Source organism: Vreelandella sedimenti (genome assembly GCF_013416325.1).
Classification (GTDB): Bacteria; Pseudomonadota; Gammaproteobacteria; order Pseudomonadales; family Halomonadaceae; genus Vreelandella; species Vreelandella sedimenti.
On record NZ_JACCGK010000009.1, the window covers coordinates 60,768 to 81,777 of the forward strand.

The following is a 21,010-nucleotide window of genomic DNA, read 5'->3' on the forward strand; positions in this document are numbered from 1 at the left end:
TTTCGGGATAGAGTCCCAGTGGCCTTTACAGACTTTCAGGGAGCGATTATTCATAGTTGTACAAGTTACTCTACAGTAGGTTTTTATTTTTCCAGGAGGCACCATGCCCTTTACCAAACGCGGTGCAAATCTCACCGTCACCCTGTTAGCAAGTTTGCTGGTCATCACCTTGATCACCGGCTGCTCGAATCCGTCCTCGGACGCAGAGGAAGAGGCGGCGCAACCGTCGTCGACCCCGCCATCAGCCGAGGCGCCCAATGATTCCGACAAACAGGAAGGTGCCGCTCCCTCGGGGCAGACCCGGGGGGGTGATGGTTCCGAGATTACGCTGAATGCTCTCACGGAGGAGGACATGAACGAGTCCAGCCTTCCCGGTGAGCTGGGTTGCCAGTTCACCACGGATGACAGGGAGGTTTTACTGATTGCCATGGGCAATGTGGGGTCGTCCGATGCAGCGCAGGGGGTGGTCAAGGTCGCCGGTTATGTGGAGCGCGTGTCGGCACCTGGTGGTTTTAATGGCATTACGGAGTCTCCAACCTTCAATGGCAAGGGCAAGACCGTCCACATTGAGGTCACCGGTGATCCCTCTGAAGGCGAGGAGTCGCCGCCAAGGCCGGCGATGTTAACGTATGACCGGGCCGACGGCGCTCAGCGTGACTGGCAGGGCGAGTGGCGTTGCGGGCCTTAAGGTGCTGGGTGTCAAAGCGAACCGTAGCCGATACTGAGCGGTAAGCGGTAACTTATAATCAGCCAAGCACGGCGATGCCTTGTTCGTTGCGGCTTCGCCTCCACTAACAAGGCTCGCATGCTGCAGCGTTAGATGCGGAGCTTTTCAACTGAGGTGTGTCATGACACAAAAAGTATTGGCATACCCTTTGAAATGGCACTGGTGCTGCTACGTTATCGCTTGGGTTTGATGCTTTTCCAGACCAGCCCAACCAGAGTGATCGCCAATACGGCGAACAGCACGACGGAGCCTGTTGAATCCAGTGCCTGCAGGGTCAGGCCTGAAACGACCAGCCAGAGCGCGGGAATGATGGCGGCGATCCAGAGGGCAAAACCCCGGAGCATGATAAGCGCCAAGCCCAGCGTGGTCACCGCCGTGGGGTCGGCATGAATGCCGAACACTTCCGTCTGGTACCAGGAACCGCCGCTCAGTGGCGCCATCAGCGGCATTAATATCAGGCCGAAGAGGGCGATGGCTATTCCCATCACGACGGGCGGGCTTGTTCGGCTCGGAGTTTTATCCATTCCCCATCCCGTTAGCGCTATCACTACCAGCAGCACGGCCTGGGCGATGAAAGTGTCGCCAGCATAGCCGCCGGCCCAGTTGAGCGCTGCGTAGCGCTGAATGAAAAACGCGACGGCGACAAAGGCCCAGAGCGGGGCGGGTAGCAGGCAGGCGAGTCGCGTGCGGTGTTTAAGCGCCAGTGCCAGGGTGGCGGCGCCCAGGGCGAGGGTCAGTAGATGCAGCGGCCAGAAGGTTTCGCCCATGCGTTCCAACAGGCGAAAGTAAACCTCCGCAGTGAAGGGAATAAAGTCCTGCAGCTGGTAGCTTGTCCACTCGTTCATAGCGACCCGATATAGTCGGTCATCCGCTGCCGGGCGTCGGGCGAGGGCATGGGGGAGTGGCCGGCGCGCATGTTCTCGCGCATGTGCTCGACTTGGGTGGTGGCGGGTATCGCGCAGGTGATCGCTGGGTGGCTGACGATAAACTTCAGCAGGAAGTCCGCCCAGGTTGTGCAGCCGCATTCCTCGTTGGCCCACTCGGGCAATGGCGCGTCACGGCGCTTGAGGTTCTTGATCAGGCTGCCGCCATCGTAAGGCCGATTGGCGATCACACCGATGCCCCGCTCTTCTGCCAGGGGCAGTAGCCGGTTTTCGGCCTCGCGGTGGGTGATGTTGTAGGTGAGCTGAACGAAGTCGATATCCTCTGACGTCATGATCTGCTCGATCTCGCTGTGGCGGCGCCCGTGCGAGGTCGTGATGCCGACATGGCGGATGTTGCCTTCGGCTTTCATCTCCTGCAGCGCTGCCAGGTGCTCGCGCCAGTCAGCCAGATTGTGTACCTGCACCAGATCGAAGTGCTCCACCTTCCAGCGCTCTTTAAGCTCGGCCACCTGCTCGCGGGTGGAACCACCGGCGGGGCTCCAGACTTTCTCTGCGGCAAACAGGCTTTCGGGCGTGCCCAGCTGCTGCAGGGCATAACCCATCACATCCGGCGCCGAGCCATACATGGGCGAGGAATCGATCAGGCCTCCGCCATGATCGAAGAATGCCTTAACCACTTCGGTACGCGCATCGAGCAACTGCGGGTCGTTGCCGACATTGAACGTTCGCCAAGTGCCCATGCCGATGACAGGCAGCTTTTTGTCAGTGCCCGCAAAGGCCTTCTGGCGCATTTCGCCCTTGTCGGCAAGAAGCGATGCGGTTGGGAGCGTCACGGCGGCGAGCGTGGCGCCGATGAGCTTAAGGCTTTGTCTGCGGGTGATGCGATGCTTGATGCGATAATTCATAGCGGTCGCTCCTTCCGGTTTTTTTGAATCGGCACCGTGGCAGCCAACACCAGCACAAAGCATGTCAGCACAAATACCTTATTCACAAACCAGTTGGTGCGCCAGATCGACCATTCAGGGTCGGCGAGAAAACGGACGAACAGCGTGCAGATGATAAGGATTTCAATGACGGACATGCCTACCGCCAAGGCGCGCGTATAGCGTGGTCGCTCAAGCAGCGCCCAGCCCAGCCAGACGTGCGCCAGCGGCCATAGATCCCAATAGATATAGCGTGCCCAGGGCTCGCCGTATGCCAGCGCGTAACCAATGGGAAACAGGTATTTGATGAACAGCGTCCACGCGGCAAGTATAAACAGCAAGTGGGCGAGAAAGCGGATCCAGGCATTGGGTTGTTGGGCGGGCAGTGACATGACATCGCTCCAGTGCTGGGCCGTTAATGGCTCGTCCTCACACCATCTGCAAAGACTGCTTGCGCGCTGGCGGAGGATAGGCGGCGTCGATCTGTGCCAGATCATCGCCGTCGAGTCTGACATTATCCGCCTCGGCATTCTGCTTGAGGTGATCCAGATTCACGGCCTTAGGAATTGCAATCACGCCGGGGTGGCGCAGTGCCCAGGCAAGGGCGACTTGCGCGGTGGTGGCGCTGTGTTTGTCGGCGATGCGTTGCAGGGCAGCGTCATGCAGTAGAGCGCCGCCTTGCCCGATGGGGCAATAGGCCATGAGCGGCATATTTTGCTGTGCTTGCCAGGGCAGCAGGTCGTATTCAATGCCGCGTGCTTCGGGGTTGTAGAGCACCTGATTGGTGGCGCAAGCTGGCGCGTCGAGCTCTGCTAAGTCGTCAAGGTCAAAGTTCGACACACCCCAGCGCAGAATCTTGCCCTGCTCGCGCAGCCGCTCAAACGCTTCCACTGTTTCGCTCAGCGGGTACTGGCCGCGCCAGTGCAGCAGGTAGAGATCGATAGTGTCGGTGCCCAATCGACTCAGGCTGCGCTCGCAGGCGTCTTGAACACCCTTGGTGCTGGCGTTGTGCGGGTAGACCTTGCTGACCAGATACACCTCATCGCGCCGGTCACGGATGGCTTGGCCAACGACTTCTTCAGACCCGCCCTCGGCATACATCTCTGCGGTATCGATCAACGTCATGCCCAGGTCCAGGCCTTCACGCAGCGCCCTGACCTCAGCCTGCCGCTGCCCGGCATTCTCGCCCATATGCCAAGTGCCCTGGCCGATACGGGGTACGCTTTCTCCGCCTAGTTCGATCGTTTGCATAGTCTCTTCCCGGTTGTGATGCTGTTCCGACTCATGTTCATTAAATGCAGTAACCACCCGAAGGAGTATAAGCTACCAATCAACCAACACGGCAATCCATCGGACGCTCCTTGAGTATGCTCAACGAGCGACATAATGTTGAGAATCTTATTGAGCGAGGAAATTGAAATGACGCATAGAAAGCAAGCGGTCGTTCTTATTCACGGTTTGTTTGGCTCTTTGAACGATCCGAAAATATTGGCAGAGTTCGATCAAGTAGAGGTGCATGCGCCTGACTTGATTGGCTACGGCGCGCTTTCCCAGCAAGAAACAGCAGGCATCGATTTACTCGCTCAAGCGGAACACGTTGCTAAGTACATTTTAGACGCCGGAATTGAACAGGCTCACATCGTAGGACACTCGGTAGGAGGCGCAATTGCAGTTTTGCTGGCAGATCGTTTTCCAGAGCTAGTGGCGTCTTTAATCAGCGTGGAAGGAAACCTCACTATTAAAGACGCTTTCTGGTCTGCCGAATTGGCCTCTATGCCGATAGAGAAAGTTGAAGAAATAGTGGCCGGTTATAGGCACGCGCCATCTGATTGGTTCGCGAGCGCAGGCGTGCCTATTACGGAATGGACGTCGCGTTTAGCTACCTCCTGGCTTTCCAATCAGCCCGCCACGACCATAAAAGCGCAAGCTAGTGCGGTAGTCGAAGCGACGAAGCCAAATTCTTATCTCCAAACCCTCTCTCGCCTTATCGATTCCGGCCTTGCCGTCAGTTTAATTGCTGGCTCTCGGTCGCCTGATGGATGGGACGTACCTGAATGGTTGACTCGCACATGCACGATGCGAATCAACATTGCGGACACAGGGCATCTAATGATGGCGGAGAGTCCGGCTCGATTTTCGAGCGCTATTCAAACGTGTGTCGCGTACAACAGGCCAACAGGCCATAACGTAGTGTCTTAAACTACTGCGCCTTCTTACTATGCGGTTATTTTTACTAGTTACCGCACCGAAGGTGACAGCAGATATGCAGATATGGCGGCCCGCATGACACCATAACCTTGGATAAAAAAATGAGAGTTCATGATGTTCGAAGATGGTTCGCTAAACCGCTCCTGGCGCTGGGTGGCGATTGGGGCCACGTTACTCATGGCCAGCTACATATGGATGTGGCATTCCCCTGAAGTCCTTAACCTGCGGCGTTGGGTTGGCGAGGCCCCGTATCATCCTCTGGTGGTTATCTCGGTGATCATGATAATGGCGGTGACGTTGGGGGTTGGCCTGCCGGGCGGTATCGGGCTGTGGCTGATTGCGCCTTTTTATACGCCATTGGCGGCGACACCGATGCTGATTGTCGGTAGCGTAGCGGGGGCGCTCGGTGCGTACTATCTGTCCTATCGTTTCAGCGACCGCTGGACGCCCACTGGGCGGGCCTATTCGGTGTTGGTACAGTTGGAAAAACGCAGCGATTTTTTAACGCAGTGTGCCTTGCGTGTACTGCCGGGTTTTCCTCACGCGATAATCAATTTTGCCGGTGGCCTGTTGCATTTGCCGTTGATGACCTTCGTGATGGCGGCCCTCATCGGCCTGGGGATGAAGTGGGCCGTTTACGCCAGCGCTATTTACGGAACACTGGAAGCGGTGGAAAAAGAGAAGGCTATCGGCCCAAGTGTGATCCTACCATTAATTGCGCTAACGATGCTGTTTCTCGCCGGGGCTTGGGTCAGACGAAAAATAATGCCCGGTGACTATTCACCCTAGCAGGCACGCGAGCCTAACTTGAGCTACGTGCCTGAGGGCATGAGCAACGTTTGTGATAGCCGTTTGGATAATGCTCGGTTGGCGCGTTTAGTCTGGCGCCATGCATAGCGCTTTTGGGTAGGTTGACTACGCTATTATATCGAAGCTGGTTAGTGAGAGTCTCTAAGATGCCATCCAACAAGTCTTCTTTACCGCCGGTCGCCTCCCTTGAAGAATGGGAGGCGGCTCTCAGTCAGTTGCTCATTAAAGAAAAAGAACACACCAGGGCACGCGATGCCTTGAGCGCTGAGCGGCGCAAGCTGCCCATGGTGAAAATGGAAAAGCCTTATGTCTTCCAGGGCGATGAGGGCAGCGTGTCATTCCTTGACTTGTTCGCTGGGCGGCGTCAACTGATTGTTTACCATTTCATGTTTCCCCCCGATTGGAAGGCGGGGTGTGATGGGTGCTCGTGGGTGGCCGACGCCATGACGCACCCGGCGCACCTCCATGCACGTGATACCTCGTTGGTCATGATGTCACGCGCTCCGCTAGAGAAAATCAATCAATATAAGACGCGCATGGGCTGGACAATTCCCTGGTACTCCTCTTACGGAAGCGACTTCAACGAGGATGTTGGCGCAACGACAGAGGAGGGCGAAAGGCATGGCGCGAGTGTCCTCCTCCGCGATGGAAACGACATTTATCGCACCTACTTTACCGGTGCCCGTGGCGTCGAATATTTAGGTAGCCACTGGACATACCTGGATTTGACGCCGTTTGGTCGCCAGGAAACCTGGGAGGACTCACCGGAAGGTTGGCCACAGACGAAGCCGTATGTGTGGAACCGCCGCCACGACGAGTATGACGACTGAAATGTGTATGCGAGCTAATCAACCATTGAAGTGAGGTGTTTTTTGCAGATCGTGCATGCGCCTGTCGGAGCGTGCGCTGATCGAATTATGGCGTGTCTCACTGAAGCCTTTTCGACAGTTAAAAATGTCTAAAGAAGAGCTATGACAAAAATAGCTAATGTCCCTGAGCCCCCATGCTATGCGGTTATTTTTAGCAGCCATCGCACTGAGGGAGACAAAGGAGACGCGGAAATGGCTTCTTCGGATTATTGTCGCTTACTGTTTTTCCCGCCGCAATGCCCAGACAGGATGTTCAGCGAGCCGCTCTTCCAGAAACGCCACAAACGCCCGCACCCGAGGTGGCACTAGCTGCCGTTGGGGCATCACCGCGTAGATACCGGTTTCCGTTAACCGGTAATCCGGCAATACCACGCTCAATTGACCGCTGCACAAGTATTCGTGGATGTGCCACACCGAGTGCTGCGCGATGCCCAAGCCGCCGAGAACCGCCTCGGTGAGCATTTCTCCCTGATTGCTGCGTATGCGGCCGCCTACCTGTACCGCCTCGCTTTGCCCTTGTTTGTCGGTGAGATGCCAGATGTCCTGCCGACGCCGATTGCTGGAAAGCACCAGGCATTGGTGATCGACCAGGTCGCTGGGGCGTTGCGGGGTGACGTGGTGGGCCAAGTAGTCGGGAGAGGCACACAATACCCGCTCGTCGTCGGCCAGGCGCCGGGCCACCAGGCTCGAGTCTTCCAGAATGCCGATGCGAATGCCCAGGTCATAGCCTTCGCCGACCAGGTCGACCACCTGATCCGTCAGGCTGACATCCAGGTTCAAGCGGGGGTAGCGGTTAAGGAACTCGGGCAACAGCGGCGAAATGTACTGACGCCCGAAGGAGTGGGGTAGGGTGACGCGCAGGGTGCCGGTGACCTTGTCGGCGCTGCCGCGTAGATTCTGGGTGAGTGCTTCCAGACCCTCCACTAGATCGCGGCCCTGTTCCGCCAGCGCCAGTCCCTCGGGGGTGGGGTGGAGGCGTCGGGTTGTGCGGTGTAGTAGTCGTACATTGAGGCCCTTTTCCAACCGCTGCAGACGTTGGCTGGCCACGGCCACCGAGAGGTCAAGGCTACGGGCGGCGGCGCTGATCGTTCCCAGATCCACCACGCGAAGAAAAAGGGCGATATCGCTAAGACGATCCATGATGGCCTCATTATCAATAAAATCTTGAAAGTTATTGAAGATACTAAAGGTATCAAGGAGGGTGAGGCGGGTCTAGCATTCGTCTCATCACTCCCTGATGGACGTTTTGATAATGACTTCAGCCTCTTCGAGCCCGATCCCTTGGGCACTCTACGCTTTGACCATTGGTGCCTTTGGCATCGGCACTACCGAGTTCGTGATCATGGGCGTGCTGGAGCAAGTGGCCGCCGACCTGGAGGTGAGCATCCGCCAAGCGGGCCTGCTGATCTCCGGCTATGCCCTGGGGGTGTTCGTGGGCGCGCCGTTGCTCACCATTGCTAGTGCCCGCTGGCCTCGCAAGAAGGTGCTTGTGGCGTTGATGGTTATTTTTACCCTCGGCAACCTAGCCTGCGCGCTGGCTCCGAACTACTCGGTGTTGATGGTTGCCCGGGTGGTGACCTCCCTAGCACACGGCACTTTTTTCGGCGTTGGTTCGGTGGTCGCCACCAGTCTGGTGGCGCCGGACAAACGGGCCGGTGCCATCGCCATCATGTTCACTGGCCTGACCGTGGCGACGCTGCTGGGCGTGCCCGCCGGTGCCTGGTTGGGGCACGAATATGGCTGGCGCACCACCTTCTGGGCGGTCACCGGCGTGGGCGTGCTGGCGACCCTGGTGATTACTCTCATGGTGCCCCACGAGAGTGGTGGCGGCGAGGAAATGGGCTGGCGCGACAGTCTGGCGGTGATCGGCCGACCGACAGTGGTGTTGGGGCTGCTGATGACGGTGCTCGGCTTTGCCGGGGTGTTCACTGTGTTCACCTATATCCAGCCGATGCTGACGGGCATCGCCGGTTTCTCCCAGGATGTGGTGTCGCTGATTCTGCTGGTATTCGGCGTCGGCATGATCATCGGTAACCTGCTCGGCGGACGTCTCGCGGATCGTGGGCTGGCACCGGCCCTGATAATCACATTGGCAGTGCTGGCGGCGGTGCTGGGCCTGTTTCCTTTTGCGCTCGGCTATCAGTGGACAACGGTGGTCTTCGTCGGCCTGCTGGGCATGGCCGGTTTCGCGACGGTGGCGCCCTTGCAACTGTGGGTACTTAACCGGGCGGAAGGCGCGGCCAGCCTGGCGTCCAGCTTCAATATCGGTGCGTTCAATCTGGGCAATGCCATTGGTGCGGGCTTGGGCGGTGTGGTGATCGAGCGCAGCGGCAGCTTTACCGCCGTGCCTGGCGCCGCCGCACTGGTTGCTCTTACCGGGCTGGCGGTGGCCGTTTGGGCAATCAAGCGAGAGCATGGCGAGTCCATTGGGCCCGCCCCGGCAATTTCCTGCGAACAGGAGTGAGTGTGATGGAATATCGTTATCTAGGGCGGTCTGGTTTCAAAGTGCCTGCATTGGGGTTTGGAGCTGGCACCTTTGGTGGCAAGGGGCCGCTGTTCAGTGCCTGGGGCAATACCGATGTTGAGCAAGCGAAGCGGCTGATCGATATATGTCTGGACGCTGGGGTCAATCTGTTCGACTCCGCTGATGTTTATTCCGACGGTGCATCGGAAGCGATCCTTGGTGCGGCGATCAAAGGCCGTCGTGACCGGGTGATCGTGTCCACGAAACTGTCACTACGCAGCGGGGAGGACGCCAATGACGTGGGAAGCTCTCGACACCACTTGATCCGCGCCACCGAGCGCGCACTAAAAAGGCTGGGAACCGATTATATCGATGTGTTGCAACTGCATCACTTCGATGCCATGACCCCGGTGGAGGAGGTGATGTCCGCACTGGATGATCTGGTGCGGGCAGGCAAAGTTCGCTTCCTTGGGGCGTCCAATTTCTCTGGTTGGCAGTTGATGAAGTCCCAGAGCGTTGCCGAGCGTTATGGCTATGCGCGCTTCGTGGCGAACCAGACGTATTACTCCCTGGTGGGCAGGGATTACGAGTGGGAGCTGATGCCATTGGGGCAGGATCAAGGCCTGGGCGCTCTGGTGTGGAGCCCGCTGGGCTGGGGCCGCCTGACCGGTAAGATTCGTCGCGGCCAACCACTGCCCGCCGGGAGCCGTCTTCACGAGACCGAAGGGTTCGCGCCGCCGGTGCCGAACGAAAGACTGTACCGGGTACTGGACGTGCTATTCGAGATCGCTGACGAAGTCGGCAAGAGCGTGCCCCAGGTAGCGATTAACTGGTTGCTGCGCCGTCCTACGGTGTCATCGGTTTTGGTTGGTGCCCGGGACGAAACCCAGTTACGGCAGAATCTCGGTGCGGTTGGCTGGCGCCTTGACGAGTCTCAGGTTGCACGATTAGACGTGGCGAGCGCGGTAACCCCGCCTTACCCCTATTATCCCTATTGGAACGGCCAGTTTGCCGAGCGTAATCCACCCCTGGTATGACTGAAATTCACTGAAACTGAGAAAAGGGGGCTCAGGCGCCCCGCCCGAGCATTGATATGCCATGAATGCTTTGGTATTTCAAAAAACACGATGTTTGGGAGTCTTTAAGAGCATAGTCAGCGTAGTCACAGTGATAGCTTTCCACTGTGGCCCAGATCCACGGCGAAACTACGCGTATTAGTCGCATTGGAATTCGCTCAAGCGGTGACTCATCGCCGACGCCATAGCTTTTCAATACGTCGTATCATTGCCTGAATGACCAGTCGCCGAGCCTCGTTCTGATCCAGCTGAACACGCTCAAGATCAATGCCTCCCCGGCCATCGCGATATCTGGAAGGGATGCTTTCCTTGAGCGAATCGTCGGCACTTCCTTTTGGCATGCCATCTTTATCGCCGCAGGGTAACGAGACGTGGCGTTGCAAGTTCTGCTCTTTTCTTGAGTTCAACATGTTCCTGACCTCTATTGCGTCGTCCCAGGTGACGGGATGAAAGCGTGGTTTCATAGGTTCAGGTTCATGCTAATCTTGTTCTAAACTGCAAGGTATTCCATAAAAGCGAGCATTAACTTTGCAAAAACGAACAGGCAAGAATCTCCGGCAACCTCCTGCCATTCCACAGAATACAAGGAGCCATCTGGCCTGGAATGACTTTGAGGTTGTCCTGGCAATAGCGAATGCAGGCTCTTTGTCTGGTGCTTCACGCGCTCTGGGCGTCAGTCACGCCACGGTTTTCCGACGGCTGGGTGATATCGAACAGCGTCTGGGGGTGTCTCTTTTTGAAAGAAGTCGAACCGGCTACCGGCCAACGCTTGCTGGAGAAGAGCTCGCCGACACCGCCAAAATAATGGATGAAGCAGCCTTGGCCGCCGAACGTAAAGTCGCCGGGCGCGACTTGGCGCCTAGTGGGGAAATCTGGACTACCACTACGGACTCTTTGTTGATGGGACTGCTCTCGCCTTTGTTCACGCAATTTCAGCACAAATACCCAGGCATCTTGCTGGACGTCGCCGTATCCAACCAGTTGTTCAACCTGACACGCAGAGAAGCTGACGTCGCCATCCGTCCGTCCAACGCTCCTCCTGGAGACCTGATTGGGCGACCGCTGACCGCTATTGGACAAGCTGTCTACGGACACCGAAGCTTTAGTCTGACACCGGGGGCTTCCGTCAAGGCTCTTGCTAGCCAACCTTGGATTGGTACCGGCTCACGACTGCAGGATTCAGCACTGGATCAGTGGATGGACTATAATGCGCTGAAAACGGCCTGTGTCTATCGTGTCGATACTCTGGTCAATATACTCAGCGCTGTTCGCTCCGGTATGGGGTTGGCCGTTCTGCCCTGCTATCTTGCTGACGAAGACCCAGACATTATCCAGCTCACTGAGCCCATACCCGAGTTGGAATATGGCTTGTGGTTTCTAATGCACCCGGATCTACGTGGCGTAGTGAGGATTCATGCGTTTATGGACTTTCTGACAGAAGCTGTTCGTGCACAGAAACAGCGCCTGGCCGGGCCGCCATTACGCTAGCTTGGTTCGCTAATGCAGTACATGGACTGCCCCTGGATTTTACGCAGGTCGCGAAGGAAACATTCAGGAGAGACAAGCGGATTAATAGCCAGATTTCATGCTTAGCCTCTGATCGCCAGCGTTCTGCATAAGCATGCTAGGCAGTACAGCGACCATGCGTCATTACTGTTCTGCCCAAGGAGAGCCTATGAATCTTCTATTCATCTGCAGTGAAAATAGGCTACGCAGCCCGACGGCTGAACGTGTCTTTTCAGCTTATCCCGGTATTCAAACAATCGGCGCTGGCACGGGTTCGAGTGCTAAAACCCCAGTTTCCTGGGGCTTGATTGAGTGGGCTGACATTGTCCTAGTGATGGAAAAGAGCCATCGGGATGAGGTCGCCAAGACGTACAAGGAATTGCTGAAGGGGAAGCGGCTAGTCTGTCTGGATATTCCTGACCACTATGAGTTAATGCAGCCCGAACTCATTCAATTACTCAAGGAAAGGGTTCCAAAGTATGTGCGATTAGCGACAGTCGAAAAATAGCTAGGTTAGCCACAGGGACCACTACCCTGGCAGCTAACCTTACGATCAGCTCGGGTAAAGGTTGAGCTACTACAGCATCTAGACAGTCAACGCCAAGTTGAGTGCCAAGGGGCGCCGTCGGTGGCCTAGCCGTCACGTAGACTGGCGTCAGATACCCCCCGCGCTAGTGATTCTTTTCCAGCCCTAAATAATGCTCTATGCCTGTTATCTGATCTTCCGCGTGGTGGTTGACGTAGAGCACGGTGGTTTCTGAGCCTTGGCAGATTTTTTCGATCAGGGCGAGGACGAGTTGGCGGTTTATGTCGTCCAGGCCAAGGCAAGGTTCATCTAGAATCAACAGGGGCGGATGTTTGACCATGGCGCGGGCAATGAGCAGCAGACGCTGGTCGCCGTACGAGAGTTTGTTAAACGGCTGGTCGGCGCGATCTTGCATGCCCAGTAGTTCGAGCCATTGGTCGGCAATTTTTTTCTGGCTGTCGGTGGACTTGGTGTACATGCCGATGCTGTCGTAGAAGCCGGAAATAATCACATTTTTGCAGCTGGTGCTAACGCGGTATTCCCACTGCAGGTTAGTGGATACATAGCCGATAAACTGTTTAATCTGCCAGATGCTTTCGCCGTTACCGCGCTGGAAACCAAACACGAAAATATCGTTGGTATAGCACTGCGGATGGTCGCCGGTGATCAACGATAAAACGCAGGTTTTGCCGCTACCGTTAGGCCCACTCAGTTGCCAATGCTGGCCCCGTTCTATCGTCCAATCGAGCTTATCGACAATCACGGTGTCGCCGTATTGGATGGTCGCTTGCGTTAGTTTTACTAATGGCTGGCTCGGGTCAAGAGCGGGGAGCTTATTGGTGGGGTCGGCCTCTGGCACGCTTAGGTCAGTGGTTTTCAAATGCAGTAATTGGTAGAGCTCATTGAAGGCGGTGTCGTCCTGACGGTCTACCGTGAGCTTCAAGCGGCCTATGTCGCCACTCTGTTTATCCCCACGCTCTTTATCCTCACGTTCTTTATCTAAGTAGGCCACATGGGTGATGAAGTCGGGCATTTCATCAAAGCGATTCAACACCATGACCATGGGAACGGTGTCGATGAGAGAGGCTAGATGTGCTTGCAGCATGGCGAGGGTGTCTACATCCAAGCCATCGAACGGCTCGTCTAAAATGAGTAAATCAGGCTTGTTGGCCAGTGCGCGAATCAGCATGACTTTGCGGGTTTCACCGGTGGAAAGCTTGCGAAACGCGCGCTCAAGCAGCTTGCTTAGGCCAAACTTTTCGACCAAGGCTTGGGCGAGTTCAGCTTCTTGGCAGTGGTCGAAAATCATTTCGCTGACAGGGGTGCCGAGTGAAATGACGTCCATAATGTCGGCGTCGTCTTTCTTCAACTCTTGGGCGATGAGCTCTGCCTGAGCTTCAAAAGAGACGATTTCCACGTTGTTGGGAAGGCCTTGAATGCTTCCGCTCTGGATATCGCCAATGCCCGCGAGCGCAGCCGCTAGGGCGGATTTACCCGCGCCATTGGGGCCAGTGATAACCCAATGTTGTTCTGGCGTAATGGTCCAATCAATCTCGCTTAGTGTGAAACGATCTTCAAAGCTGACCGTTGCTTTTGATAGGCGAATATTGTCTAGGCGGGTTAACGAATCCATTACTCTCTTCCTTACGCTGTTCGAGGAACCAAAAAAGCCGAGCATATCGTGATGATATCTCGGCTTTTTTTGCGGCTTAAACGTCTATCGGTTAATCAGGCGATTAAACGATTTTTTTCATGTCAGCCATGTAGCCGCGAAGGACCGAGCCCACGGCTTCTACGGGGTGTGAACGAAGGGCGGTGTTAACTTCGATCAGGCGTGCGTTATCAACGCCGTTGTCGTCTAGCGAAAGCCCTTTACCGATCACATCGGATTTGATGCCTTTCATAAAGCCTGCCAACAGCGGTACGCAGGCATGGTTGTAAAGGTAGCAACCGTATTCCGCGGTATCCGAGATAGTCGCGTTCATTTCGTACAATTTCTTACGCGCGATGGTGTTCGCGATAAGTGGCGTTTCGTGTAGCGACTCGTAGTAAGCCGATTCAGCGATGATGCCCGCTGCTGTCATGGTTTCGAAAGCAAGCTCAACGCCGGCTTTCACCATAGCGACCATCAAAATGCCGTTGTCGAAGAACTCTTGCTCAGAGATTTCTACATCGCCAGCGGGTGTTTTTTCGAAATTCGTTTCAGCCGTTTCGGCACGCCATTTTAGAAGGTTCGCATCATCGTTCGCCCAGTCTTCCATCATCGTTTTAGAGAAGTGGCCACTCATGATGTCGTCTTGGTGCTTGTTGTACAGCGGACGCATGATGTCTTTTAGCTCTTCAGAAAGATCGAACGCTTTGATCTTCGCTGGGTTAGAAAGACGATCTAGCATGTTCGTCACGCCGCCGTACTTCAGCGCTTCGGTGACTGTTTCCCAGCCGTATTGAATCAAACGTGAGGCGTAACCTGGGTCGATACCTTCTTCGATCATCTTGTCGAAGCAAAGCAGGGAGCCCGTTTGCAGCATGCCGCAAAGGATCGTTTGCTCGCCCATCAGGTCGGATTTAACTTCCGCGATGAAAGAGGACATCAGCACGCCCGCTTTATGGCCGCCAGTACCGACCGCGTAGGCTTTGGCGAGCGCAAGGCCTTCGCCTTTGGGGTCGTTGTCTTCGTGAACAGCGATCAAGGTGGGAACACCGAAACCACGCACGTATTCAGCGCGAACTTCAGAGCCAGGGCACTTCGGTGCCACCATGATGACGGTTAAGTCGTCGCGAATTTTCATGCCTTCTTCTACGATGTTGAAACCGTGAGAGTAAGACAGGCAGGCGCCTTCCTTCATGAGCGGCATCACCGTGTTCACTACTGAGGTGTGCTGCTTATCAGGGGTGAGGTTCAAAACAACGTCTGCAGTTGGGATCAACTCTTCGTAAGTACCCACCACAAAACCGTTTTCAGAGGCGTTTTTCCAGGACTGGCGCTTTTGCTCAATGGCTTCAGGACGCAGTGCATAAGAAACATCTAGGCCGCTGTCACGGAGGTTCAAACCTTGGTTAAGGCCTTGTGCGCCACAGCCGATAACCACCATTTTTTTGCCTTTTAGCGCTTCGACGCCATCAGCAAACTCAGCGGTGTGCATGAAGCGGCATTGCGCTAGCTGAGCCAATTGCTCGCGTAGCGGTAACGTATTGAAATAGTTAGCCATCGTTAGCATCCTAATTTTATGATCAATGTGTCGGTGTAAGGTACACCGATATTAAAAAGGTGACACCGTCGCTAGGGGGAAACGCTAGCGCCATGTCAGTAAGAGCATGTGATGAGAGGTAATGTATAGAAGAGTGACTCTTTCTTAAATTGATATATTTGCAATAACACGTCCCATTTTTCGCAACTGTCGGTTAGTATTCGGACATCGCCACAAGCGCAGTCGCGGAGCGTCGGTCTTATTATGAATATTAAACTTTTAAAACAATTCCTTGCCCTGGCAGAAACGCTGCATTTCGGACGCGCCAGCGATGAGTGTCATATCAGCATTTCTGCGCTGTCGCGCAACATTCGTCATTTAGAAGACGAGCTGGGTGTACCGCTGTTTAATCGCGACAATCGGACTGTGGCATTGACCCAGGAAGGCCAGAAATTTCTTAAATACGCGCGCGATACCAGCAGCCAGTGGAACTTGATCCGCCATGAGTTAACTGACAACTCTGATCAATTAAGCGGTGAAATCAGCTTGTACGGTTCAGTCACCGCGAGCTACAGTTTCCTGTACGAGCTGCTGCGCCGCTTTCGTATCGCCTATCCTGCGATTGAAATAAAGCTGCGCACGGGGGATCCAGAACACGCGATTGCGCATGTTCTGGACGGTAAAGAAGACCTCAGCATCGCGGCACGCCCCGCAAACTTACCTCGCGGGTTAGCATTCAAGCCCATTGCCACGTCACCTTTGTTATTTATCGCACCACTTGAGCAGCAAGTACCAAATATTCCCACGACTTCGCCAACCGCAACCGAAGAGTGGGCGAATATCCCGATGATTTTATCTGAAAGCGGTGTCTCAAGAACGCGCGTGGACGAATGGTTTCACCAACGCGATATTGCCCCGCGCATTTATGCACAGGTCACGGGAAATGAGGCGATTGTAAGTATGGTGAGCTTGGGCTTCGGCATTGGCGTAGTGCCAAAAATTGTGCTCGATAACAGCCCATTGATGGATCGTATCCGGGTGCTTGATGTGAAGCCTGAGCTGGAACCCTACGATATTGGTTTGTTTACCTTAAAGAAAAACTTAAAAAACCCGCTGGTCGATGCATTTTGGAGCTTGATGTAGGCCTGTAAGCCACGGCAGTCCTTTGCCGCACCTATTTGCCTTACCACTGTTCATTTATGAATAGCTACGTCACACCAGCTCGAGCTTATCGCCTCGTGCAACGTCAATATCTGTTGTCTGCGAAAATCTATCGAGGCGTGTCTTGGTGTTTAGCAGTTAGAAAGACCTGACGATAAGGTCAAATATTGTTGAAAAATACTTGCTCATCGCGCTGTTTATGGCGGGCACCACTGTGAATAAGAAAATACATCAGAGCTTGTCGATTTCGCTCACTCTCGAACGACTAGGTAATAGTTTGGCCATTGGTCTGCTGCCTCGCTTTGAGCAGCAGCTTTCGTGAGGGAGTTGATGATGATTACTATGTATGGATTTGGAAAAGTAACGCCACAGGTAATTGGGATTACAAGGGATTTACGTGTGCTGTGGGCGCTGGAAGAGTGCGAATTGCCTCATCAGGTTCATGGGCTCGATGACTTTGCTGGGGAACTACATGGCGCTGATTATTTGGCAATCAATCCATTTGGTAAAGTGCCAGCTATCGATCATAACGGCGTTATTATTTTCGAATCAGGCGCCATTGTTATCTACTTGGCGGAACAATCAGGAAGGCTTCTGCCGACGAGCGAACCCGAGCGCATCAAAGCGCTGCAATGGACGTTTGCTGCACTGGATACAGTTGAACCACCCATGACCCAAATTGCGGTGATTGACTTGTTTGAAGCAGATGCAGAGTGGGCAAAACTGCGACGTCCGGCGCTCGTGGAGATGGCTAAGGACTACCTTGAGGTCATCGATGATGTGCTCACCGGCAAGCATTATTTGCTTGGCGACCAGTTCACCTACCCAGACATTCTAATGGTTGCTGCATTAAGCCAGGTACAGCATACAAACCTTCTAGATATGTTCCCTAATGTGACTACCTACTTAACGCGCTGCCACGATCGGCCAGCGTGGCATAAATGCCTCAATGCGTACAGTCGTCGCTTGGCAGGGTAAGTAGTCTTCACCGTCTTGGCCAAGTTTGTCAGTACTGGCACGACTCGAAGTTGTTCATGGAATACATAGGAGAGTGAGGTAATGGCAACCACTAAATAGCCGCTACCAAGTATCGTATCTTCAAAAAGGCAGGGGATGGTTGGTCAGACCCTTCTCGTTAAAGGTGGCTACAACCACGGCAGTCCTTTGCCGCACTTATTTCCCTTACCACTGTTCATCTATAAATAGCTACTTCACACCAGCTCGCGCTTATCGCGTCGTGCAACGCGAATGTCTTTTACGGTGGCTACGCCGATGATCGCAAAAATGGCGAGTGATATTAGTGGCCAGATCAGAACATATAACGCCAATATAAAGGTTTGCATATTCTTTCCTTTTGTCTGACTGGTGCGCTATAGCGCACCAGTGGTTTAACGGATTTCGGCTTATCTCACAGGGCTTCTCTTAAAGGGCTTAGCTCTGGCTAGCCGTCTTGGCCGGATCGTAGTTGATCACTTTCTGATCGATCTGCGAGAAGTCGAACTTGCTGGAACTCATCAGGCTGACGCCGATACAGACAATGGTGCTGACGCCGTAAGCCATTAAGGAAGCCAGGAGCACGGTGTAGTCCCGCAGGAATCCGACGCAAAAGTAGGCCAGCACAATGGCGCTGAGTGCGCCGAAGATCACCCCGACCCTGCGCCCGCAGAACCCAAAGGCCATCAGGCCGAGCACCACACCACCACCTACGGCGGCGAGTAATTCGAATAGCCCGCCGACAACGCCGACCAAGGGCATCAGCTCAAAGCGTGCGACGCAGAACATCACCAAGCCCGCGATCACCGCCGAGGTGAAGGCTGTATTAGTAACGCGATCCCAGAAACAGCTGGCGATGACCGGGAACACAATTGCACCCCACAGTGCGCCAACGAAGACCAGCATGATCAGAATATCCATCGAGAAGCTGGCGAGAATCACCCCGATCAGCGTCGCGACGATCATGGTTAGCCTGCCGATAAACAGCATTTTGGTCGGGTCAGGCTTGTGTTTGGCGATGTTCTTGCCGTACACATCGGCCATCACTATCGCGGACATGGCGGAGAGATCCGAGTCAGCGGTAGAGGAGAGTGAACCGATCACCAGGATAAAGAACAGCCCGATAAACACCGGCGAGAGGTACATTGAAACCATCTGAGGAATCAGGTTGTTCATGTCACCATCAATCGGCTCCATGCCGGTCATCAATGCCATCAAGCCGATCATGCCAAGGCCAATGACAATGGCACCATAACCAATGGTCGCAGTGATAAAGGTTGGTTTGATATGGTCTTCACGCACGGCGAATAGGCGTTGGGAAATGGTCTGGTTGCCGATGGCGTATGCCAGCACCGCTACAAAGAAGGGCGCACCTTGATTGAGGATCGCGTCCATCGAGAACAGATTGGCTTGTTCTGGCGTAAGGAGGCTCATGCCATCTGACAGCGTTCCCGGGCCGCCGAGAGCAAACATTACCGCTGGAATAATCAGGATGGCCACGGCCATCATCGCCATTAGCTGGGCGAAATCCGTCAGCACCGAGGCGCGGAAACCTGACCACAGCGTGTAGGAGAGAACCCCGGCCCCGGCAATCACCACACCGGCCTGGAATGAGAGGGGGGAAAGCACCGAGACCAGCGCGCCAGAAGCGGTGAAGTTAACCATCAGGCTGATGATACTGCCCAGGATGTTAGAAGAAGCAAGTATCAGTTGGCTGGAAGAGCCGTGCCGGGCATGGATAAGCTCACCCAGGGTGTGGGCGTTGGGCGCCAGTTTGCGAAAGCGGCGGCCAAAGGGGTAGATGAACAGGATCATCAGTGCGCCCCACAGCCCGTAATGCAAGGGGCCGGAAATGCCGTAGGTATAGCCCGAGGTAGCGGCGCCGTAGAACGAGGCCGCCCAGATCCAGGTCGCGGTCATGCTGGCAGCGCCAAGGCCAAAGCCAATCTGGTGATTGGAGACCATAAAGGCGTCGGTATTTTCCTTTTTCTTCTTAATCAGCAGGGTGAGCAGGTAAGTGCCGCCGTAAAAAGCCACCAGTAAAGCGAGCACAGTCAGGGTCGAGAATTGATAGAAATTTTCTTCGTTCATTGAATACCCATAGGCTTTGCAGCCCTAGCATCCTAAATAGCAACCACAGTTCCCTTGACGGAGTGGCCGCGACAGGACGTAAGCAAAAAACAGAACATCTTTCTAGGTATGTCTGTAGCGAGATGAGACTGCGGTTGGCAGCCTGGTAGAGCAAATGTCAGGCGTTGGAAGCGCCTTAAATAGAGGGGCCGGATCAAATGCGCGCAGAAAGCTGCAACAAAGCGCTGAGAGGATCGTCCGGATGGCTACCCTACGCCTTTAAGCGTGAACAGTACAGGTGGATGCCCGCTGCGCCAGAAATCGGAAGGCGAATTGGGTATGCTGTGCGCTTAAAAGGCGTAGGCATGTTCAGTACTCGTGTACCAGCGAAATGTAGCAAGTTTCGGGTCGGCGCCAGGTAAGCAGCTTCTTATTATCCTCGCTGTTGATGGGGAGGTCTCCCTATCTCTGAACAGTGATGGAGATTACAAAGATGGGTGCACTCGAAAATAAAGTTGCCATTGTTACTGGTGCCAGCGCAGGCATTGGAAGAGCGACTGCCCGGCTTTTCGCTAAGGAGGGGGCTACTGTAGTGGTAGCGGCCAGGAGAGAGGCAGAGCTGGATGCGTTGGTCGACGCTATAAAAGAGGAGGGTGGCCAAGCGTTAGCGGTTGCTGGCGACGTCGGTGATGAGTATTTCGCCAGAAAGCTCGTTGACGAGACGCTCGCGAGGTTTGGTCAATTGGACGCAGCATTTAACCAGGCAGGCATTTTAGGCGCGATGGGGCCGGTGCCCGAGATGTCATTGACCGATTGCGGAGTATCAATCAATCGCGTCTGAAGATAGGGCCTCTCTCTGACTATAATCAGGATTAGGGGGCCATGAGCTATGCAGCAGCACCATGCCACAGGCAGCCCGCTCTGGAGGAGAAGCTGCCCCTTTTGCTTGGAGTGCTGTTAATTGCCACATTAAAAATAGGACACAAAGAGCTATGACATCTCAGTTTAAAGCAACGCTTCTTCGTCCGGCCAAGCAGGATAGCGATAATTCATGGGCTTTTGTCTTGCTGCCCAAAAGCGTGAGTGAGAAGCTCCCACGGCGAGGCAGGACAACGGTAGAGGGCACCCTCAATACTTATGCCTTCCAGGCTACTCTTGAACCGGACGGCCAATTGAGCCATTGGTTGCGGGTAAGTAAAGAGCTGCTTGAATCGGCAGGCGTTAACAGTGGCGACGATGTCACCTTTGAGATTACGCCCGTAGAGCAGGAGCCTGAACCCGAGGTTCCCGCTGATTTGCAGGACGCCCTTGCAGCGTCTCCAGAAGCTCAAGCTGTTTGGAGCGATACCACGACGATTGCTCGCCTGGACTGGATTCATTGGATTACGTCCGCCAAGCAGTCCAAGACCCGAGCGAAGCGGATTCTCGATGCTTGCGACATGCTTGCTTCTGGAAAGCGCCGCGTTTGCTGCTTCGATCCATCTGGCTATTACAGTAAAGCGTTTAGCCCACCTAAAACGGCAGGTTAGCGTTGCAGCCTCTGTATTGCTGTTCAAGATTAATAGCTTTTAAGCAGGGCAGCGCATATTGCACTGCCCAGCAACT

The 21,010-nt window shown here is 54.8% G+C and carries 22 protein-coding genes; 12 read left to right on the forward strand and 10 right to left on the reverse strand.

The genetic code is table 11. From position 1 onward, the window contains the following. Positions 1–103: 103 nt before the first annotated feature. Entirely contained in the window at positions 104–688 is a 585-nt protein-coding gene (locus HZU72_RS11415; protein WP_180091976.1) for a hypothetical protein, read from the forward strand. A 212-nt stretch (positions 689–900) separates the two neighbouring features. Here the strand turns inward: HZU72_RS11415 and HZU72_RS11420 are convergent, their stop codons facing one another. The 4 genes from HZU72_RS11420 to HZU72_RS11435 are packed head-to-tail and all read right to left on the reverse strand — an operon-like array spanning position 901 to position 3,785. After that, complete coding sequence (locus HZU72_RS11420) at positions 901–1,572, reverse strand: DUF6064 family protein (protein WP_180091978.1); 672 nt, start codon at positions 1,570–1,572, stop codon at positions 901–903. Beyond that, positions 1,569–2,516: an aldo/keto reductase gene (locus tag HZU72_RS11425; RefSeq protein WP_208458049.1), complete on the reverse strand. Its 948-nt coding sequence runs from the start codon at positions 2,514–2,516 to the stop codon at positions 1,569–1,571. Before HZU72_RS11425 ends, HZU72_RS11420 begins: the two co-directional genes overlap by 4 nt. Then, the gene (locus HZU72_RS11430; protein WP_180091980.1) at positions 2,513–2,926 is read right to left on the reverse strand and encodes a hypothetical protein; all 414 of its coding nucleotides are present in this window, start codon (positions 2,924–2,926) and stop codon (positions 2,513–2,515) included. The genes HZU72_RS11425 and HZU72_RS11430 overlap by 4 nt, the downstream gene beginning before the upstream one ends. Before the next feature lie 37 nt (positions 2,927–2,963). Then, positions 2,964–3,785 carry an aldo/keto reductase gene (locus tag HZU72_RS11435; protein WP_180091982.1) on the reverse strand — a complete coding sequence of 274 codons (822 nt, stop codon included), beginning with the start codon at positions 3,783–3,785 and terminating at the stop codon, positions 2,964–2,966. Between the two features lie 135 nt (positions 3,786–3,920). Between HZU72_RS11435 and HZU72_RS11440 the strand changes: the two genes are divergently transcribed. The 3 genes from HZU72_RS11440 to HZU72_RS11450 all read left to right on the forward strand — a co-directional run bounded on the left by HZU72_RS11440 (position 3,921) and on the right by HZU72_RS11450 (position 6,382). After that, positions 3,921–4,733 (forward strand): alpha/beta fold hydrolase, encoded by an 813-nt coding sequence (locus tag HZU72_RS11440; protein WP_208458050.1) that lies wholly within the window; start codon positions 3,921–3,923, stop codon positions 4,731–4,733. Between the two features lie 120 nt (positions 4,734–4,853). Next, complete coding sequence (locus HZU72_RS11445) at positions 4,854–5,531, forward strand: TVP38/TMEM64 family protein (protein WP_328737005.1); 678 nt, start codon at positions 4,854–4,856, stop codon at positions 5,529–5,531. 167 nt (positions 5,532–5,698) lie between these two features. Continuing rightward, a complete protein-coding gene (locus HZU72_RS11450; RefSeq protein WP_180091984.1) occupies positions 5,699–6,382 on the forward strand; it encodes a DUF899 domain-containing protein in 684 nt (227 codons plus the stop codon). 255 nt (positions 6,383–6,637) lie between these two features. Here HZU72_RS11450 and HZU72_RS11455 read toward each other — a convergent pair whose 3' ends face one another. After that, positions 6,638–7,561, reverse strand: coding sequence for a LysR family transcriptional regulator (locus HZU72_RS11455; protein ID WP_180091986.1), 924 nt, complete (start codon positions 7,559–7,561; stop codon positions 6,638–6,640). 112 nt (positions 7,562–7,673) lie between these two features. Here HZU72_RS11455 and HZU72_RS11460 point away from each other — a divergent pair, with 112 nt between their 5' ends. Together HZU72_RS11460 and HZU72_RS11465 are read left to right on the forward strand one after the other, a co-directional pair. Further along, positions 7,674–8,885, forward strand: a complete 1,212-nt coding sequence (locus HZU72_RS11460; RefSeq protein ID WP_180091988.1) for an MFS transporter — start codon at positions 7,674–7,676, stop codon at positions 8,883–8,885. 5 nt (positions 8,886–8,890) lie between these two features. Beyond that, the gene (locus HZU72_RS11465; protein ID WP_180091990.1) at positions 8,891–9,922 is read left to right on the forward strand and encodes an aldo/keto reductase; all 1,032 of its coding nucleotides are present in this window, start codon (positions 8,891–8,893) and stop codon (positions 9,920–9,922) included. Between the two features lie 209 nt (positions 9,923–10,131). Here HZU72_RS11465 and HZU72_RS11470 read toward each other — a convergent pair whose 3' ends face one another. Next, positions 10,132–10,371, reverse strand: coding sequence for a hypothetical protein (locus tag HZU72_RS11470; protein ID WP_180091992.1), 240 nt, complete (start codon positions 10,369–10,371; stop codon positions 10,132–10,134). A 118-nt stretch (positions 10,372–10,489) separates the two neighbouring features. Between HZU72_RS11470 and HZU72_RS11475 the strand changes: the two genes are divergently transcribed. Then, a complete protein-coding gene (locus HZU72_RS11475; protein ID WP_208458052.1) occupies positions 10,490–11,449 on the forward strand; it encodes a LysR family transcriptional regulator in 960 nt (319 codons plus the stop codon). Positions 11,450–11,636: 187 nt separating this feature from the next. After that, on the forward strand, positions 11,637–11,975 hold the full coding sequence (locus HZU72_RS11480) for a low molecular weight protein tyrosine phosphatase family protein (protein WP_180091994.1): 339 nt from the start codon (positions 11,637–11,639) through the stop codon (positions 11,973–11,975). A gap of 163 nt (positions 11,976–12,138) precedes the next feature. Here the strand turns inward: HZU72_RS11480 and modF are convergent, their stop codons facing one another. Next, on the reverse strand, positions 12,139–13,626 hold the full coding sequence (gene modF, locus HZU72_RS11485; protein ID WP_180091995.1) for a molybdate ABC transporter ATP-binding protein ModF: 1,488 nt from the start codon (positions 13,624–13,626) through the stop codon (positions 12,139–12,141). Between the two features lie 103 nt (positions 13,627–13,729). Continuing rightward, entirely contained in the window at positions 13,730–15,202 is a 1,473-nt protein-coding gene (ilvC, locus tag HZU72_RS11490; protein WP_180091996.1) for a ketol-acid reductoisomerase, read from the reverse strand. A 243-nt stretch (positions 15,203–15,445) separates the two neighbouring features. Between ilvC and ilvY the strand changes: the two genes are divergently transcribed. After that, positions 15,446–16,324 (forward strand): HTH-type transcriptional activator IlvY, encoded by an 879-nt coding sequence (gene ilvY, locus HZU72_RS11495; RefSeq protein WP_180091997.1) that lies wholly within the window; start codon positions 15,446–15,448, stop codon positions 16,322–16,324. A gap of 351 nt (positions 16,325–16,675) precedes the next feature. Further along, entirely contained in the window at positions 16,676–17,320 is a 645-nt protein-coding gene (locus HZU72_RS11500; protein ID WP_180091998.1) for a glutathione S-transferase family protein, read from the forward strand. 233 nt (positions 17,321–17,553) lie between these two features. Here the strand turns inward: HZU72_RS11500 and HZU72_RS23810 are convergent, their stop codons facing one another. Together HZU72_RS23810 and HZU72_RS11505 are read right to left on the reverse strand one after the other, a co-directional pair. Further along, positions 17,554–17,685 carry a putative transporter small subunit gene (locus tag HZU72_RS23810; protein WP_235976079.1) on the reverse strand — a complete coding sequence of 44 codons (132 nt, stop codon included), beginning with the start codon at positions 17,683–17,685 and terminating at the stop codon, positions 17,554–17,556. Positions 17,686–17,773: 88 nt separating this feature from the next. Further along, positions 17,774–19,426, reverse strand: a complete 1,653-nt coding sequence (locus tag HZU72_RS11505; RefSeq protein WP_180091999.1) for a sodium:solute symporter family protein — start codon at positions 19,424–19,426, stop codon at positions 17,774–17,776. A gap of 472 nt (positions 19,427–19,898) precedes the next feature. On the opposite strand from HZU72_RS11505, the gene HZU72_RS11510 reads away from it, so the two are divergent. Both HZU72_RS11510 and HZU72_RS11515 read left to right on the forward strand, forming a co-directional pair. Further along, positions 19,899–20,246 (forward strand): SDR family NAD(P)-dependent oxidoreductase, encoded by a 348-nt coding sequence (locus HZU72_RS11510; RefSeq protein ID WP_328737010.1) that lies wholly within the window; start codon positions 19,899–19,901, stop codon positions 20,244–20,246. A 151-nt stretch (positions 20,247–20,397) separates the two neighbouring features. Continuing rightward, positions 20,398–20,934, forward strand: coding sequence for a YdeI/OmpD-associated family protein (locus HZU72_RS11515; RefSeq protein ID WP_180092000.1), 537 nt, complete (start codon positions 20,398–20,400; stop codon positions 20,932–20,934). Positions 20,935–21,010 lie beyond the last annotated feature (76 nt).